Consider the following 17,286-nt stretch of genomic DNA (forward strand, 5'->3'; position numbering starts at 1 on the left):
TCCGCTCGCCCTTCTGATAAAACGCCACAACAGAAAGCTTAAAAGCAACGCTGTGTTTGGACATGCAAAACCCCCGAAGGTTGATGTCCAACTTTCGGGGGTCAGATCATCACTCGCGCCGGGCTTTTGTTTGTCCGGAGTTTCACGTCAGGCAGCGAGCGCGTTGAACTTCGCCAGGATTGCATCGCCCATAGCGGAGGTGCCGACCTTCGTCTTGCCTTCCGACATAATATCGGCAGTCCGGATGCCATCGTCGAGCACGCCCGCGACGGCTGCTTCCAGCCTGTCGGCTTCCGCAACCATATTGAATGAGTAACGCAGGCACATAGCGAAGGATGCGATCATAGCAATCGGGTTAGCCGCGCCTGTTCCGGCAATGTCCGGCGCTGAGCCATGGACGGGCTCGTAGAGCGCCTTGCGGCTACCGGCCTTGGCGTCCGGTGCGCCAAGCGAGGCAGAGGGAAGCATCCCGAGCGAACCGGTCAGCATCGCCGCGATATCGGACAGCATGTCGCCGAACAGATTGTCGGTGACGATGACGTCGAACTGCTTGGGCCAGCGGACAAGCTGCATGCCGCCAGCATCCGCCAGCATATGTTCGAGCTTGACATCGGAATATTTCGCCTTGTGGATGGCCGTAACGACTTCGTTCCACAACACGCCGGATTTCATGACGTTGCGCTTCTCCATCGAAGTCACCTTGTTGGCGCGTGTACGTGCCAGTTCGAAGGCGACACCCGAGATACGCTCGATCTCGTAGGTGTCATAGACTTGCGTGTCGATGCCGCGCTTCTGGCCATTGCCAAGATCGCGGATTTCCTTCGGCTCGCCGAAATAGACCCCGCCCGTCAATTCGCGCACGATCAGGATATCAAGGTCTTCGACAACCTCTTTCTTGAGCGATGATGAATCGGCCAAGGCCGGATAACAGATCGCAGGGCGCAGATTGGCAAAGAGCTCCATGTCCTTGCGCAGGCGCAAAAGACCGGCTTCCGGACGGACATCATAGGGAACGCTGTCCCACTTCGGGCCGCCCACGGCGCCGAAAAGAACAGCATCCGCAGCCAAGGCCTTGGCCATGTCGGCTTCGGAGATGGCCTGACCGTGTGCATCGTAGGCCGAACCGCCAACCAGCCCTTCATCAAGCTCAAAGCCGCTCTTCAGCTCGGCATTCATGTAAGCGATGATCTTGCGCACTTCGGCCATTGCCTCGGGACCGATGCCGTCGCCGGGAAGAAGTAGGAGCTTTTTCGATGCCATGCTGGGAAACCTCGTTGATGAAAGATCGCGGTAATCAGGATGGCGCGTACTTAGCGCAAGTTCAGCAAAGATGGAAAGCTTTCTGCGTAATTTTCTGCATGCCGATGACCATTCATGAACGATCCTGACTATCGCGGACCACTCTGCGGCGATGTCCGCGCAATCTTTGCGGCTTAGTGTCGAATGTCTAGATCAGCACGGAACCAGGCTGGGCGCGCGGATAAAGATGCAATTACCCATTGAGCGGACGTTCGCGCTCTAGGGAGCCCGCAATGGCGAGCTCCAGCGATCAGCTTATGCCCAGGGATGCTTTTCCGCGTTGGCGGATTCAAAGCTGTCGATTTTGTCGGCCTTCTCCATGGTCAGGCCGATATCGTCGAGGCCATTCAGCATGCAATAACGCCGGAATTCATCGAGTTCAAAACCGATCGTACCGCCGTCTGGCCCCTTGATTGTCAGGTCCTCGAGATCAATGGACAGTGTCGCATTGGCACCGCGCTGAGCGTCATCCATCAGCTTGTCCAGGTCTTCCTGGCTAACGCGGACCGGCAGGATCCCGTTCTTGAAGCAGTTATTGTAGAAAATATCGGCGAAGCTCGTGGAAATCACGCAGCGAATGCCGAAATCAAGCAGAGCCCAGGGAGCGTGCTCGCGGCTCGATCCGCACCCGAAATTATCACCAGTAACGAGAATCTGTGCTTTACGATAGGCCGGCTTGTTAAGAACAAAATCTGGATTCTCGGAGCCATCATCGTTGTAGCGCATTTCGGCAAACAGCCCGGTGCCGAGGCCGGTCCGCTTGATCGTCTTCAGGTAGTCCTTCGGGATGATCATGTCCGTATCGACATTGATGATCGGCAGCGGAGCGGCAACGCCGGTGAGCTTGGTGAATTTGTCCATGATGTCTGCCTGTAGATCCTGCGGAATAACGTTGCGTTCCGCTTTACACCAGCTTCGATTCGAATCAAAGAGTTTCCCCTGTGGCACTTTGGGCAGACGACACATGATTGCTCTTGTCTTGGCATGACGATCAGGGCAAAAACTTCGGATGAGCAAATCTTATCGCCCCCGCCGGTCTGTCCTTTATGTTCCAGCTTCGAATGCGAAGGCGCTGGCCAAAGCCGCTTCGCTCACTGCTGACGCGATCATTTTCGATCTGGAGGATGCCGTCGCACCCGTCGCAAAGGAAGACGCACGGGAGGCCTTGCGGAGCTATTTTCTTGAACATCCAACCAGCAAGAGTGAACGGGTTATCCGTATTAACAGCCTCTTGAGTGAATGGGGTCCCGAGGATCTGCTGGCGGCGCGGGCCTGCAAGCCCGACGCGATCCTCCTCCCGAAGGTCGAAAGGCCGCAGGACATCACCGGTGTGACCGAGATGCTCGAGGAAACAGATGCTTCGGAGCGGATTCGTCTCTGGGCGATGATCGAAACACCGCGCGGCATTCTCAATGCGGATGAAATCGCTGAACTCGGATTGCGATCGGCGGCAAGACTTGATTGCTTTGTTATCGGAACCAACGACATCGCCAAGGAAACATGCACACGATTGACTAAAGGTCGCGTCTTCCTCACCTCATGGCTCATGCAAATATTGCTTTGCGCCAAGGCCGGAAAACTCGACGTGATTGATGGCGTTTACAACGATTTCGCCGACCTTGATGGTTTTGCCACCGAATGCGCTGAGGCCGCCAAAATGGGGTTCGACGGCAAGACCCTGATCCACCCGTCCCAGATTGAGATGGCAAATGCAGCCTTTCTTCCGGACGAACAAGCCATTGCCGAGGCGCAGTCTGTCGTTAAGGCCTTCAGCACCTTCGAAAACACGGGCAAGGGGGCCATTGCGCTGGGCGGAAGGATGGTCGAACGCCTGCATCTCGAAGCAGCTCAGAAATTGCTGGCAAAAATCGAGACAATCGGCAGAGATTGAGACTGGAACTGTTATACGCGAAACAGGATCGACCGATGCCGATCCAAATGTGGGAAAACAATCATGAAATTATACCGGCTTTTGACAGGTCCGGACGATGCGAGCTTCTGCCACAAGGTAACGGCAGCGATCAGCAAGGGCTGGCATATCTATGGCTCGCCAACCTATGCGTTCAATTCGGCCACGGGCATGATGCAATGCGGCCAGGCCGTCGTAAAAGACGTCGATGGCGTGGATTACGATCCCGGGCTCAAGTTGAGCGACTATTGAGCTGCTGCGCCAGGCGGCCTTTGAGCGCGCGATACTGAGGCTCGGATGTGTCAGCCATGGCTTCCTCGCGCGTGGCCGGGCTGTCTTCGAATGGGATGGGCCGGTCAAGCTGGCTTACCGTCATGTCCCATTTGACGCCATCTATGACATTGTAGAAGTGTGTGCCGCCAGACGTCTTCGTCTTGAGGATTGAGCCGCCAAAAAGATCCTGCATGACCAGCGATGTCACGCTGCATTGTCCCTTGGCAGGATTTTCCGGCGACCACGAGCTGGAGCTTTCGAGGCTCCACGCGGTCTTCAGTGCCTGAAAAAGTTCATAGGATGTTGCATAGTCAGCCAAGACATCCCTCCTCGGAGAATTCGAATGATCGTGGAAGCAATAATCCAAGCGCGGTAAACAGCAACCCGACTGACGAAAAATACCTGACTATTCGACAGTCGCTTCGATTCGTTCCATGTCTTCGTCGGACAGGCCGAAGTGATGCCCGATCTCGTGGATCAGCACGTGAGTCACGATATCACCGAGGGCTTCCTCGTACTCTGCCCAATAATCCAGCACCGCACGACGGTATATGGTAATGCGATTGGCCTGCTCGCCAGTCTGTAGTGAAAAACGCTCGCCAATGCCGGTGCCCTCAAAAAGTCCGAGTAGGTCGAAGGGTGACTCCAGCCCCATATCCTCGACGATCTGATCGTCAGGAAATTCCGAAACCTGAATCGTAATATCCCCGCAAAGCGCGCGAAATGTTTCGGGCAGATGCGCATAAGCCTGGATTGCCAGCGATTCGATCTCGCCGAGCGAAGGCGACAGGCGATTACCCCAGTCGGCGGTTTGGTTACTTCGGGCCATCGGAACTCCTGGCAGGCTTTTCCGGCTTCATATAATGTGTATCAAGGCCAGATGCGAGGGGGCTCCCCGACTGTCAGTTTCGTGAGGGCGCCACCATCAATAGCCGCTCCATTCGCCGGAAACTCTCGGCCAGAACTGTTGGATCACGCAATCCATGCGCGAGCATGATGCCGCCTTGCCATTCCGTCAGCGCATTGCGTGCAAGGCCCAATGCCGTTGATGGACGAATGCCAGATCGCCCAAGTTCCCGGCCAATGAAACCGATGAGAAGGCTGAACGCCTCCGCCGCCCGGGCGGCCGCCTCGGGAGATTCATGGCGAAAATCCCGAATGCCCAGTGCGATGGGGCAACCGTGTTCCACCCGACTTCTCAATGATTGCGCCAGCTTTTCGACAAGAAGTTGCAATCGGATTCGCGGATTTTGGTTCGCTTCGCTGATCTCCGCCAGCATAGCCTCTGTCTCCCCAACAAAGATATCGGCAACACCCTGGGCCAATTCACCTTTGGTTTTGAAATAGTAATAGATATTGCCGAGCGGGATGCCCGAGGTCGCAGAGATATCCGCAAGGCTTGTCACCGCGTAGCCCTGGTGCCAGAACAATCCGGCCGCAGAAGCTATCAACGCATCGCGCTTATCATTCTGTTTTGCCATTGCCACCACCTGTCAGTCATGCAACTGACTCGCATCATGGCGCAGCTAATCCCATGTTGAAAGGGATTAGTCTTCGATCGCACGCCCCTCGGACGGCAACATGATCGGAATACCGTCCCTCACCGGATAAGCGAGATGAGCTGACTTGGAGATCAGTTCCGACCGTTGCTGATCATAGGTCAGGGGTCCCTTGGTCAGGGGGCATACCAAAAGTTCGAGGAGCTTCCTGTCGATCGGTGTCTCGCGTTTTTCGTCGGTCATTGCAAACTACCCTCGAAATCATCCTGATCCTTAGCCAGCGCAATCTCGGTGATGGCGATCAAGGTCTCCGCCCGCGTTTTCAAATCTGCCGCCTCCAGCAGCGCCTGCTTTTCCGCGGCACCGAAGGGCGACATCATGGCAAGCGCATTGACGAGAGTCTCGTTGCCGGCCCGGGAGATGCTGTCCCAGTCTGCCTCAAGGTTGTTGGCATCGAGATAAGCCCGGAAAACGCGCAGCAATGCCAATCGGTCGACGTCAGAATCATCCGCTTCATCAAGATCGGCACGTAGTGGCGCGATTTTGCACTGGCGGAAAGGTGCGCGTGTCGAGAGTTCCTTGATGACGCGAAAGCGGCAAATACCCTGGAGCGTTATCAGCACGCGGCCATCGCCGGTTTCCGCAAAAGAAGTAATTCGGCCAAGGCACCCTACTTCGCACAGATCGGCATCAGCCTCGTTTTCCGGATCAAAGCGCGGTTGAATCATACCGATGATGCGCTTGCCGGCAAGAGCAGCATCGACCATGGCAAGATAGCGAAGCTCGAAAATGTTTAGCGGCAGCTGACCGCCTGGCAGCAGCAGGGCTCCGGACAGAGGAAAAATCGGCACGCTTTCGGGAATATCGTCGAGCGTCCGATAGCGAACATTTCCTGCTTGCATTACCTAACTCCAGCCGGCGGAATCAAATTCCTGATCGCCAGCTATAGTGCCTGATTTTCTTCAGGAAAACAGCAGAGAAGACAATTTGCGGCGCGCAGTGACGGAGGCTTCATCGCCAGCACCCCACGCATCGAAAAATTGCAGCAGCTGCTTGCGGGCACCATCATCATTCCATGCACGATCGGCCCTCATGATGGCAAGAAGATGATCGGCCGCCTCGTTGCGCTGGCCTTTGGCGTTCAGGATCATTGCGAGGTCAAATCGCGCTCGGTGATCTTTTGGATTGTCGCTCAAACGAGCTTCGAGCGCCACAGGGTCGCCAAGCGTCGCTACCTGGTCGGCAAGCGCGATCTTCGCGTCTGCGGCGCGGACGACTGCATCTTCCCTCTTGTCCGCTGGCACGCGCTCCAGGGTAGCCCTGGCCTGCTCGATGTCGTCGAGTTCGATCAGACAATTGGCAAGCCCCGCCAACGCCGGGACATGATCCGGAATTTCGGCAAGAACAGCTGCATAGATTTGGCTTGCTTGCTCGAGATCACCCGCTTCGACAGCATGCGCCGCTGCTTCCAGCGCCGAACGAATAGCTTCATCTCTGCCGCCATCCGGAGAAGCAATGCGGTCGATGAATTCCTTGAGTTTTGATTCGGGCAAAGCGCCCATGAAGCCGTCGACAGGCTTTCCGTCCGAAAAAGCAATGACTGCCGGAATGGATTGGATGCCGAGCTGTCCCGCGATAGCCGGGTGATCATCGATGTTCATCTTTACCAGCTTGACTCGTCCGCCAGCCGCTCGAACCACCTTCTCAAGCACTGGCGTCAGTTGCTTGCAGGGTCCGCACCAGGGCGCCCAAAAATCCACGAGGACCGGTTGATTCTTCGATTCAGCAATCACGTCCTTGGAGAAGCCGGCCGTGGTGGTATCCATGATGACTTCGCCCGCGCTCGCCGCAGAACCATTCGGCGCTGTTCCGAAGGATACGGTCTGGGCGCCGGAAGTCGCGCCGTAGCCGCCGCCAAACGGGTTATCGGTGTTGCTCATCAAATTCTCCCGTCATCGTCCGCTGCGCTGGACCTACTGTCGATATTACCAACTATCAGTTTGGGGTCGATCCGTCTAATTTCAAGATCAGAGGCTCGTGCCCGGTCGCTCTTAGAAACGCCAGGAGATCGCCAGTCCGGATCGATGTCGTTGCCTCGTTGGTCAGCGGGTGTCCGTTGATAATGTCATGCGCCATCAGATCTTCGTCAAGCACCACTTTCACTCGAAGCTGTGTATCGTTGATTGCCCCAAACACACTGACCGCGCCGGGCGTCAGTCCGAGAAGCTCCAGGAGTTTTTCCGGTTTTCCAAACGAAACCCGGCTGGCGGCGCCAATTTTCGTGTGAATGGTCTTGAGATCGACCTCCGCTTCTTCATCAACCGTCACAAGGAAGAAGTTGTCTTTCTTGTCCTTCAGGAACAGATTCTTGGTATGGACACCGGCAACCTGCCCGCGCAGATCCTGGGCCTCAGCGACTGTGAACACAGCTTGATGGCGGACGGTCGACACCTCGATACCGAGTCCGGTGAGATATTCCATCAGTTCATCAATTGACTTGCCCATGACCGCCTTCAGAGTGCTCGACTAGATATCAACATGTGTCTCGTAATGCGTGTTTCATACGTCCTCAAGGAAAAAGCTCAGGCCTTTCGACAACCCACATCGATTTTTTGACATATCTCACGAAAGAATAAAATTCCCTGTTGCAATTAGCCGGCGCTTGGGTCATATAGGCCCCGCTTCGCAAGACAGACTGTGTACGCGGGAGTAGCTCAGGGGTAGAGCACAACCTTGCCAAGGTTGGGGTCGTGGGTTCGAATCCCATTTCCCGCTCCAGTTGTCCGAAGTTCAAAAGGCCCGGTAGAAACCGGGCCTTTTTGCTTTTTCACGCCGTTGAAATCGGCACCTTTGATGCTTCGGGCATGTTGGAATTGCAATATCTTGGCAAACCGTTAAACCCATAAAACATGGCACAGAAAAAAGCGCACGAGGTTGATTCTTTTCTGAAAAGGCTGGATCGCGCCTACCCCATTGTGCTGCTCTATGGACCCGACAAGGGCCTGGTTAGCGAACGTGCGGGGGTCTTCATCAAACTCACCGGGCTCGCCCAGGACGACCCCTTCGCTGTCATCCCGCTTGATGCTGATGACATCAACGCCGAGCCCGGCAGGCTATCCGACGAAGCCAATACCATCTCCATGTTTGGGGGCGAGCGCCTGATCTGGGTGCGCAATGCAGCGGGACAAAAAGGCCTGGCCGATGCAGTAGCTTACCTCTGCAAAAATCCACCGGCAGATACGTTCATTCTGGTCGAAGCCGGTGACTTGAAAAAGGGCGCCGGCTTGCGCGGCACCGTCGAGCAAAGCGCGAGCGCAATGGCCCTGCCCTGCTATAGCGACGATGCGCGTGGGATCGACAGCACCATCGATGACATGCTTGCCAGAAACGGGTTGCAGATTACGCTGGACGCCCGCGGCCTGCTCAAGGAAAGCCTTGGCGGTGACCGCCTCGCCACGCGCGCTGAGCTTGAGAAGGTCTGCCTCTATGCCCACGGCAAAGAGCGCATTACTGTCGACGACGTGCGCGATATTGTCGGAGATGTCAGCGCCACATCCTATGAAACCATGGTCGATGCGGTGATGATCGGTAACGTAACGGACTTCACCCACGCTTTTGATCGCGTAATTGGGACCGGCTCAGCCAGTTATCTGATCTTGAGCGCGGCAATTCGTCAGTTTCAATCGTTACAAACGTTACGTTACGGCATAGAAAATGAGGGTAAGAATGCCGCCTCGGCAGTCGCGACAGCTCGTCCGCCAGTATTTTTCGCGCGAAAGAAGTTCGTCGAGACGGCCCTGCAGCGCTGGACGACACAATCCTGTGCCCGCGCCATCGAAAGGTTGCAGCGCACTGTTCTGGAAAGCAGGCGGAACGCGCCACTGGCTATCGCCATTATTCGCCAGTCAATGATCGCACTGGCGGCTGAAGCCGCTCGCGCCGGGCGTAACGGCCGTTAATCAGTCGCTTCTTCTAGCTCTGAAGTCGCCGGCAGATTTCGTCGAGTTGCTCCAAAGTCGCGTAGTGAATGCGAACGTCGCCACCCTTGTTCTGGTGGTTGACCGTAACACGCATGCCGGTAACGTCTGATAACAGCTTCTCAAGCGCTCGTGTATCGGCATCCTTGGCATCTTCGCCGTCGGATTTGGCCTTCGACGCCGCAGGCTTCGGCCCGCCACTCTGTGCCAACGCCTCCGCCTGACGAACCGAAAGGCCGTCCCGAATGATTTTGTCGGCGAGAGCAGCAGGATTCTCTGCGGTGATCAGCGTCCGGGCATGTCCAGCAGACAGCGCGCCATTGGTGATCATGTCGCGCACCGGTTCAGGCAATTTCAGCAAACGCAACGTATTTGCAACGTGGCTGCGGCTCTTGCCAATGACCTGCGCAAGGTCTGCCTGGGTATACTCGTGATCATCGATAAGCTGTTGATATCCCATACCTTCTTCGATCGGATTGAGATCTGCGCGCTGAACGTTCTCGATGATCGCCAGTTCCAGCGCCACACGATCATTGACCTCGCGGATGATGACCGGAACGGTCGAGAGGCCCGCGCGCTGGGCCGCACGCCAGCGACGTTCGCCGGCGATCAACTCATAATGATCCGCAGAATCCTTGGACGGCCGCACCACAACCGGCTGAACGATACCGTGCTCGCGAATGGATTGGGTGAGATCTTCAAGATCCGCTTCCGTAAACAGACGGCGGGGGTTGCGCGGGTTGCGCGTGACAAACTCAATCGGAACCTGACGATCCAAAGTAGCGACGCGCGGAGCATTTTCCTCCGGCAAGCGGTCCATCTCGCCGATCAGTGCAGCAAGGCCGCGACCGAGGCGCTTTTTTGACAGATCTTCATTCATTGTCATGAGGCTCTCATAATGTTTCGTATTCGAATCGATTAAGCGGCGCGTAAGTGCCGCTCTCTTTGGATCACTTCGGACGCCAGCTGGAGATAGGCCTGACTGCCGGCACATTTCAGGTCGTAAAGTATGGCAGGAATGCCATAGGACGGCGCTTCCGACACACGAACATTGCGGGGAATGACTGTCCGGTAAACTTTGTCGCCCATAAACGACCGCACATCATCGACCACCTGGGTGGCCAGATTGTTACGCCCGTCATACATGGTGAGCACGATGCCCTGGATCGTGAGATTGGGATTGAGCGCAGTTCGAACCTGATTGACCGTTTCGAGCAACTGACTTAGCCCCTCCAGAGCAAAAAACTCACACTGCAGCGGCACCAGAACCGAATCGGCCGCGGCCATCGCATTCATCGTCAACAGGTTGAGCGATGGCGGGCAATCGATCAAAATATAGGAAAAGGCTGACGATCCGGTGTTGCCTCTGAAGGCCTTGCGCAAACGCGTCGCGCGGTCGGCCGCGTTGGAAATCTCCATCTCGACCCCCAACAGGTCAAGTGTCGATGGTATGAGCGACAGGCTCGGCACAGCTGTCGATACGGCAGCCTCCTCGACGGAGGCCGTTTGCATCAGTACGTCGTAGGAAGAGATTTCGCGGTTCTTCCGGTCGATTCCGAGACCAGTACTCGCATTGCCCTGGGGGTCAAGATCAACGATGAGAACATTTTCGCCAATCGCCGCCAAGGCTGTCGCAAGGTTGATTGCTGTCGTGGTTTTACCCACACCACCCTTTTGGTTGGCTATGGTAATGATACGAGTCTGGCTGTTCATCACTGTTTTCCTGAGCAAAAAACCGTTCGTCAGCGACGGCATAAATACGAAGGTCTACTGATTTGGACCGGCGCGTCGCAGATTGCTGATTTGCAAAACGACCGAATCCCTGTCGACCACACTTGCTCGTTCTACCAGATCAAACGACCATCCGTAACGGCTTTCCTCAATTTCCCGGCGGTAATCCCGTCCTTTTTGAAATAAGGCGACCGCGCCGGTGGTGAGCCAGGGCTCCGCAAGCTGGAAAAGATCGCTCAAGGATGCCAGCGCCCGCGCCGTAATAACCTGCGGATTTTGTATTTTGCCCCAAACAGCGTCGATTCGAGCGGCGTGGACAGTGCCGGGCGCGGAAAACTGGCCAAGCGCTGTGCGCAGAAAGGCAGCTTTCTTGCCGTTGCTTTCCACCAGGTCGATTCGGCCGCCCGGGCGTTGTTTCAGCAAAATGGCGAGTACGACACCGGGAAACCCGCCGCCCGAGCCGAGGTCGAGCCACTTTGTTGTGCTCGGTGCCATATCGAACAACTGCGCGCTGTCGACGATGTGCCGTTCCCACAGGTTATCAAGCGTGGAAGGTGACGCAAGGTTGATGGCCTTGGACCATTTTCGAAAGAGTTCTTCAAAGTCCGACAAGTTATCCACTGTTTCACGTGAAACATGGGATAAGACTTCTTGCAGGCGTTTTTCTTTATCCGCGCTCACGCCACGTCCCGCGGCGCGCCACGGCGTATTTGGGTAATAATGAGCGCCAATGCGGCCGGGGTCATGCCATCAATACGCTGGGCTTCAGCAATCGAACGTGGTTTTCGTTGCTTGAGCTTTTGCCTCAACTCGTTTGACAGGCCGGATGTCGTGGAAAAGTCGATCGACTGCGGGATGAGCAGCGTCTCTTCTCGCTCCATCGCCGCTACATCGGCCCTCTGCCGCTCGAGATAAACCGCGTACTGCGCCTCGATCTCAAGTGCATCACCGATCCGACTATCGATCTCACCTAGCTCAGGCCAAATCCTCTTGAGACGTGCCAGATCTATGTCGGGGAACGCTAGAAGGTCGTAAGCCGAGCGCCGGATCCCATCCTGGTTCAGATGGAGATCATGCGCATGCGCTGCATTCGGAGTAATGGACAGGCGCTTGGCCAATGTACGAGCGGCGTCGAGATCACGTGTCCGCTCCGCAAAGCGTTCGCGGCGCGCTTCGCCGAGAAGTCCCAGACGCTCCGCCATCGGCGTCAAACGTTCATCGGCATTGTCCGCCCGCAACGACAAGCGGAATTCTGCGCGAGAGGTGAACATCCGGTATGGCTCGCTCACACCGCGCGACGTCAGGTCATCGACCATAACGCCGATATAGGCTTCCGTGCGCTGGATGAAGATCGGCTCACTGCCGCCCGCAAGCCGTGCAGCGTTGAGACCCGCCAGCAGTCCTTGTGCAGCCGCTTCTTCGTAACCGGTCGTGCCGTTGATCTGGCCCGCCAGGAACAATCCGGCAATGCGGCGTGCCTGCAGACTGCGTTCGAGTTCCCGTGGGTCAATATAATCATACTCGATCGCATAGCCCGGCTGCAGCATGGTAGCATACGCCAGACCGGGAATGGTCTTGAGAAGGTCCAGCTGGACATCTTCCGGCAGCGACGTCGAAATCCCATTCGGATAAACCGTATGATCGTCGAGGCCTTCCGGCTCCAGAAAAATTTGATGGCCATCGCGATCCCCGAATTTGACGATCTTATCCTCGACCGAGGGACAATAGCGTGGCCCGATCCCTTCGATCGAGCCCGAATACATGGCAGACCGATGCAGATTGGCACGGATAATCGCATGCGTCTCCGGCGTCGTACGGGTTATTCCGCAGTCAATCTGCTGGTTCCGGATCGAATCAGTCAACAACGAGAACGGCAAAGGGTTTTCATCAGCAGACTGGACGTCAAGGCTTTGCCAATCGATCGTACGGCCGTCGAGCCGCGGCGGCGTCCCAGTTTTCAGTCGGCCTAAAGCAAACTCGTAACGCGCCAGGGTGTCGGACAGACCGAGGGCAGGGGCTTCGCCCATACGGCCGGCGGGGATCTTCTTCTCGCCAATATGGATCAAGCCGCGCAAGAATGTTCCCGTCGTCAAGACAACGGATGCACAGCGCAAAGCGCGGCCGTCCATCAACTGAACACCCACGATCTTGCCACCCTCAATAACCAAGTCGTTTGCGCCGCCTTCGATAACTGAAAGATTTTCCTGCTCGGCAATCGCGTGTTGCATGGCGAGGCCATATAGCTTGCGATCTGCTTGCGTGCGTGGCCCGCGAACCGCCGGGCCCTTGCGTCGGTTGAGCAGTCGAAACTGAATACCGGCCGCATCGGCCACACGGCCCATCAATCCGTCCAGCGCATCTATTTCGCGAACCAGATGACCCTTGCCAAGGCCACCGATAGCGGGATTGCAGGACATCACGCCAATCGTATCGGCACGATGGGTTACGAGGGCAGTCCTGGCACCGAAGCGTGCGGAGGCCGCCGCTGCTTCACAGCCGGCATGACCACCACCAATAATGATGACATCAAATACGTCTTGCACGTGCCAGTACTTTCAGAGATTCGAATCTGCGCCTTGATGGGCAAAACCGCGTCAGGAGTCAAGTATAAGCCGATGGACGATGTTTCACGTGAAACATATTCCGGGCCACGATGAGCACGCGTCCTCCCTCACCATACCCTCATCTGAGTCTGGCATGCGTCGCCTACGCGACCCTTAGAGTGCTCGTCCAGCACGCGCCGGTCATAGTACCGGCAGGGGAACCCTTGGACGGAACTTCCCCGGACAGCGGGTACGTCACCCGCCATCGGTGATTTTTGTTGATCGGCACTCGTTGGAGTCATCTGATCCGAGCCAATCGTCCCGCGTTATCGTAATGCACTCCCCTTCCGTCATCCTCGGGCTTGACCCGAGGACCCACAGGGTATCTCAACATTCTGCCTTCTGAAATCCGACGAAATGATGGGAGCATTTGTGGCTCTTTGCGATGGGTCCTCGGGTCAAGCCCGAGGATGACGGAAAGGTGGGTGCCTTGGATTGCCCCCTTGCAGCCCACTTCGCTCATGGTGACCTTGTCGAACCACGCACAACCCGGCTACGCCGTTCTCTCTGATCGCTGTAGCGATCAATGTTTCACGTGAATCATTTGCCGATGCAAAACTGCGAAAACACGACGTCGAGAATATCCTCAACATCGACGTCGCCGGTGATACGTCCAAGTGAATGCGATGCGCGGCGAAGGAATTCTGCGCGAACCTCGAGCGGCGCCGCTATTCCCTCGATTGCAGCGTCAATCTCTTTACCCGTGTCCAGCAACAGCTCCATATGACGCCGCCGTGTGGGCAACGGATCAGAAAAGTTGCCGGCGGCGGCGGCGGCCCGGTCAGTCAGGGCATTCAATAATGCATCAAGCCCGTGATCCATCCGGGTTGAGATGACGAGATCATATTTGTCTGTCGTCGACGCAAGGTCCGACTTGGTGCCAATCCGAAGAATTGCTCTGTCATCCACATCGCTTAAACGCGGCTCTCTCGGATCGGAGAGATCAGTAAGCGCAAGAACCAGATCGGCGGCGGACGCGCGTTCGAGCGCGCGTTCTATGCCGATTTTCTCAATCTTGCCGTCCGTTTCACGCAAGCCCGCCGTGTCCGTTACCAGCACCGGTAAACCGCCAAGATCGAGTTTGATTTCGATCAGATCGCGGGTGGTGCCTGGTTCATCCGACACGATGGCGACGTCGCTGCCCGCAAGGGCGTTGAGCAGGCTAGATTTACCGGCATTCGGTGCACCGACGATGACCACACGGTATCCATCTCGGATGATCGAACCGCGCTTGCCATCAGCAACATGTCTGCGAATACGCTTGGCAAGATCCTCCATGGCGAGCCAGACCTGGTCAGATACGGAGCCTGGCACGTCTGATTCATCGGCGAAGTCGAGTTCAGCTTCGATCAAAGCCCGTGCACGTATGAGCTCTGTCCGCCAGGTGGCATAAAGTTGCGCTTGTGCGCCCGAAGAGATTTGGAGCGCAAGCCTTCTCTGGCTGTCTGTTTCCGCTGCAATAAGATCGGCCAATCCTTCGGCAACCGTGAGATCGAATTTCCCATTGGCAAAAGCCCGACGCGTGAACTCGCCAGGTTCGGCCAGTCGGCAACGCTCAAAGGAATACAAGGCCGACAGCATCGCATCCACAACGGCCTTGCCGCCGTGCAAATGGAACTCGCCACAATCTTCTCCGGTAAAACTCCGCGGACCGGGCAAAAATAACGCCAGACCCCGATCGACAATGTTGCCATCCTGATCCTTGAATGTCTTCAGAACCGCCTGTCTCGGTTCAGGAAGGTTACTGCAGATCGTTTCGACAGCGAATCGAGTCTGTGGTCCAGATATCCGGATAACGGCGACTCCTGAGGGCAACCTCCCGCTCGAAAGGGCGAAAATAGTATCGCCATAAAGATGGTCTTGTATCATTTCAATCTATCCAAGCTTAGACTTGTTGGGCGCAAACCGCTGCACACTTTTGCTGGAATTGCTTTGGCCCCTTGTAGACTGCTGCGGGCGGCACGAAAAGAGCACTGGAGTCCTCGATGTACAGCCAAGCCAATCTGCTCGGTCACGAATCGAGCCCTTATCTGCGCCAGCACGCCGCTAACCCGGTTCATTGGCGCCCATGGGGCACGTCTGCACTCGACGAAGCACGCGATACTGGAAAGCCGATCCTGCTTTCGGTTGGCTATGCTGCCTGCCACTGGTGTCACGTCATGGCACACGAATGCTTCGAGGATAGTGAAGTCGCGGAACTGATGAACGCGCTCTATGTCAACGTCAAGGTTGACCGTGAAGAACGGCCCGACATCGATCAGATCTATATGGCATCGCTCGCTGCGATGGGCGAGCAGGGCGGCTGGCCCCTGACGATGTTCCTCACCTCCGAAGGCAAGCCGTTCTGGGGCGGCACATACTTTCCCAAGCACTCGCGCTATGGCCGGCCGGGTTTCCTCGATGTCCTGCGAACGATAGGCAATGTCTGGAAGGACGACCGTATTCGCGTCGAGCAGAACGTCAATGCCATTACCACCCATGTCAGCACGCGACTTGATGCCAAGGCCGAAGCATCGCCAATCGATCAACGGCTGTTTGACCAGTTTGCGGGCAATGTCTTCGGCATGATGGACCTTGGCAAAGGAGGACTATCAGGCGCGCCGAAGTTTCCGAATGTGCCATTCATGGATGCATTGTGGCTGTCCTGGTTGCGGACCGGCACAAAAGACCACAGGGATGCGTTTCTGAAAAGCCTGAAAACGATGCTGCAGGGCGGCATTTACGATCATCTCGGTGGAGGTTTGTCGCGTTATGCCGTCGATGACGATTGGCTGGTTCCGCATTTTGAGAAGATGCTTTACGACAACGCGCAGCTCATCCGGCATGCAACATATGCCTTTGCCGAAACTGGGCATGCATTGTTCCGTTCCCGAATCGAAGAGACGGTTGCTTGGCTCCATCGGGAAATGCTGGTCGATGGACGATTTGCCTCCAGTCTCGATGCTGATAGCGAAGGCGAGGAGGGCCGTTTTTACGTCTGGTCTTCGGGTGAAATTCCAGATAATCCGGAGTTCGCCAGCTTCCGCACCGTTTACGACGTTCGTGAAGAGGGCAACTGGGAGGGGAAGACGATTCTCAACCGTCTGCATTCCCTCGATGCCCTAGATCGTGACACCGAAGCACAGCTGGCAAAGGCGCGTCAGGAACTCTGGCTCCTTCGCGAACAGCGAGTTCGCCCTGGCCGCGACGACAAGGCTCTGACCGACTGGAATGGCTTGATGATTCGCGGCCTCGCTGAGGCGGCCCGGGTTTTCGATCGGGCGGATTGGCTGGATATGGCGCTGAGGTGTTACCATTCCATATCCGAATCGATGGTCAATGGCAGGCTTCCGCACTCTGTTTTGGGCGACTCGCGATTGTTTCCCGGTCTTTCGTCGGATTATGCGGCCATGATCAATGCCGCCTTGTCACTCTATCAGGCAACGCAGGACGAGATTTTCATTGCGGATGCGCGCCATTGGCTTGCGGCGCTCGACACGTCGCATCGCACCGAAGATGGCGGCTATGCCCTCAGTGCAGCGGATAGCGCCGACGTGATAATTCGTGTGCGCGGCGATCAGGACGAGGCAATACCAAGCGCCACCAGCCAGATCATCGAAGCTATGACACGATTGGCGGTCGCAACAGGGGACGACAGCTTACGACAACGTGCGGAGACGATTGCCGAGATAGCATTGGGCCGCGTGCTCCAGCAACAGTACGGCCAGGCGGGCGTTCTCAACAGCGCCAGCCTGTTGCTCGAGCCCATGAAACTGGTGCTCGTGACGCCACGCGGCGATCATGAGCTTCGGCAATCGGCCGACCACTGCCCGGATCCGCGAAGAACCGACATCTGGATCGAGTTCCGCAAGGACGAAAAGATTGAACTTGTTCCGGGTGGCGGCGTGGTGACTATAAAAAAACCCGCGGCCTATCTCTGCCGCGGGCTGGTCTGTCTTGCTCCTGTGGAAACTGCCGCGGAACTTGAATCCTTGCTCCGGCGCGCTCCCTAGAGA

At 56.5% G+C, this 17,286-nt stretch carries 18 protein-coding genes and 1 tRNA gene; 5 read left to right on the forward strand and 14 right to left on the reverse strand.

Annotated features, from left to right (window positions below; translation table 11 throughout):
- Positions 1–147: 147 nt before the first annotated feature.
- Both leuB and leuD read right to left on the reverse strand, forming a co-directional pair.
- Positions 148–1,260, reverse strand: a complete 1,113-nt coding sequence (leuB, locus tag CU102_RS22600) for a 3-isopropylmalate dehydrogenase (RefSeq protein WP_106713351.1) — start codon at positions 1,258–1,260, stop codon at positions 148–150.
- 294 nt (positions 1,261–1,554) lie between these two features.
- Positions 1,555–2,160, reverse strand: coding sequence for a 3-isopropylmalate dehydratase small subunit (gene leuD, locus CU102_RS22605; protein WP_106713352.1), 606 nt, complete (start codon positions 2,158–2,160; stop codon positions 1,555–1,557).
- Positions 2,161–2,308: 148 nt separating this feature from the next.
- Here leuD and CU102_RS22610 point away from each other — a divergent pair, with 148 nt between their 5' ends.
- Positions 2,309–3,190, forward strand: a complete 882-nt coding sequence (locus tag CU102_RS22610; RefSeq protein WP_106713353.1) for an HpcH/HpaI aldolase/citrate lyase family protein — start codon at positions 2,309–2,311, stop codon at positions 3,188–3,190.
- Positions 3,191–3,253: 63 nt separating this feature from the next.
- The gene (locus CU102_RS22615; protein ID WP_106713354.1) at positions 3,254–3,460 is read left to right on the forward strand and encodes a DUF1737 domain-containing protein; all 207 of its coding nucleotides are present in this window, start codon (positions 3,254–3,256) and stop codon (positions 3,458–3,460) included.
- On the opposite strand, the gene CU102_RS22620 is transcribed toward CU102_RS22615, so the two are convergent.
- From CU102_RS22620 to CU102_RS22650, 7 genes are all read right to left on the reverse strand, one after another.
- Positions 3,441–3,800, reverse strand: a complete 360-nt coding sequence (locus tag CU102_RS22620; protein WP_106713355.1) for a YunG family protein — start codon at positions 3,798–3,800, stop codon at positions 3,441–3,443. The genes CU102_RS22615 and CU102_RS22620 overlap by 20 nt on opposite strands.
- 87 nt (positions 3,801–3,887) lie before the next feature.
- A complete protein-coding gene (locus tag CU102_RS22625; protein ID WP_106713356.1) occupies positions 3,888–4,310 on the reverse strand; it encodes a metallopeptidase family protein in 423 nt (140 codons plus the stop codon).
- A 73-nt stretch (positions 4,311–4,383) separates the two neighbouring features.
- The gene (locus CU102_RS22630) at positions 4,384–4,962 is read right to left on the reverse strand and encodes a TetR/AcrR family transcriptional regulator (RefSeq protein WP_106713357.1); all 579 of its coding nucleotides are present in this window, start codon (positions 4,960–4,962) and stop codon (positions 4,384–4,386) included.
- Between the two features lie 66 nt (positions 4,963–5,028).
- Positions 5,029–5,223, reverse strand: a complete 195-nt coding sequence (locus CU102_RS22635; RefSeq protein ID WP_106713358.1) for a Trm112 family protein — start codon at positions 5,221–5,223, stop codon at positions 5,029–5,031.
- Positions 5,220–5,882 (reverse strand): LON peptidase substrate-binding domain-containing protein, encoded by a 663-nt coding sequence (locus CU102_RS22640; protein WP_106713359.1) that lies wholly within the window; start codon positions 5,880–5,882, stop codon positions 5,220–5,222. The genes CU102_RS22635 and CU102_RS22640 overlap by 4 nt, the downstream gene beginning before the upstream one ends.
- A gap of 60 nt (positions 5,883–5,942) precedes the next feature.
- Positions 5,943–6,920 carry a thioredoxin gene (trxA, locus tag CU102_RS22645; RefSeq protein WP_106713360.1) on the reverse strand — a complete coding sequence of 326 codons (978 nt, stop codon included), beginning with the start codon at positions 6,918–6,920 and terminating at the stop codon, positions 5,943–5,945.
- A 55-nt stretch (positions 6,921–6,975) separates the two neighbouring features.
- On the reverse strand, positions 6,976–7,485 hold the full coding sequence (locus CU102_RS22650) for a prolyl-tRNA synthetase associated domain-containing protein (RefSeq protein ID WP_106713361.1): 510 nt from the start codon (positions 7,483–7,485) through the stop codon (positions 6,976–6,978).
- A 198-nt stretch (positions 7,486–7,683) separates the two neighbouring features.
- On the opposite strand from CU102_RS22650, the gene CU102_RS22655 reads away from it, so the two are divergent.
- Positions 7,684–7,758, forward strand: a tRNA-Gly gene (locus CU102_RS22655).
- A 131-nt stretch (positions 7,759–7,889) separates the two neighbouring features.
- Positions 7,890–8,939, forward strand: a complete 1,050-nt coding sequence (gene holA / locus CU102_RS22660; protein WP_106713362.1) for a DNA polymerase III subunit delta — start codon at positions 7,890–7,892, stop codon at positions 8,937–8,939.
- Between the two features lie 13 nt (positions 8,940–8,952).
- On the opposite strand, the gene CU102_RS22665 is transcribed toward holA, so the two are convergent.
- The 5 genes from CU102_RS22665 to mnmE all read right to left on the reverse strand — a co-directional run bounded on the left by CU102_RS22665 (position 8,953) and on the right by mnmE (position 15,160).
- Positions 8,953–9,837 carry a ParB/RepB/Spo0J family partition protein gene (locus CU102_RS22665; protein WP_106713363.1) on the reverse strand — a complete coding sequence of 295 codons (885 nt, stop codon included), beginning with the start codon at positions 9,835–9,837 and terminating at the stop codon, positions 8,953–8,955.
- Positions 9,838–9,875: 38 nt separating this feature from the next.
- Positions 9,876–10,670, reverse strand: coding sequence for a ParA family protein (locus CU102_RS22670; RefSeq protein WP_166648532.1), 795 nt, complete (start codon positions 10,668–10,670; stop codon positions 9,876–9,878).
- A 54-nt stretch (positions 10,671–10,724) separates the two neighbouring features.
- Positions 10,725–11,369, reverse strand: coding sequence for a 16S rRNA (guanine(527)-N(7))-methyltransferase RsmG (gene rsmG, locus CU102_RS22675; protein WP_106713364.1), 645 nt, complete (start codon positions 11,367–11,369; stop codon positions 10,725–10,727).
- On the reverse strand, positions 11,366–13,231 hold the full coding sequence (gene mnmG / locus CU102_RS22680; protein ID WP_106713365.1) for a tRNA uridine-5-carboxymethylaminomethyl(34) synthesis enzyme MnmG: 1,866 nt from the start codon (positions 13,229–13,231) through the stop codon (positions 11,366–11,368). Before mnmG ends, rsmG begins: the two co-directional genes overlap by 4 nt.
- Before the next feature lie 600 nt (positions 13,232–13,831).
- Positions 13,832–15,160, reverse strand: a complete 1,329-nt coding sequence (gene mnmE, locus CU102_RS22685; protein ID WP_106713366.1) for a tRNA uridine-5-carboxymethylaminomethyl(34) synthesis GTPase MnmE — start codon at positions 15,158–15,160, stop codon at positions 13,832–13,834.
- Between the two features lie 116 nt (positions 15,161–15,276).
- Between mnmE and CU102_RS22690 the strand changes: the two genes are divergently transcribed.
- Complete coding sequence (locus tag CU102_RS22690) at positions 15,277–17,283, forward strand: thioredoxin domain-containing protein (RefSeq protein ID WP_106713367.1); 2,007 nt, start codon at positions 15,277–15,279, stop codon at positions 17,281–17,283.
- The last annotated feature ends 3 nt before the right edge of the window (positions 17,284–17,286 follow it).

This window comes from Phyllobacterium brassicacearum, from assembly GCF_003010955.1.
Lineage (GTDB): Bacteria > Pseudomonadota > Alphaproteobacteria > Rhizobiales > Rhizobiaceae > Phyllobacterium > Phyllobacterium brassicacearum.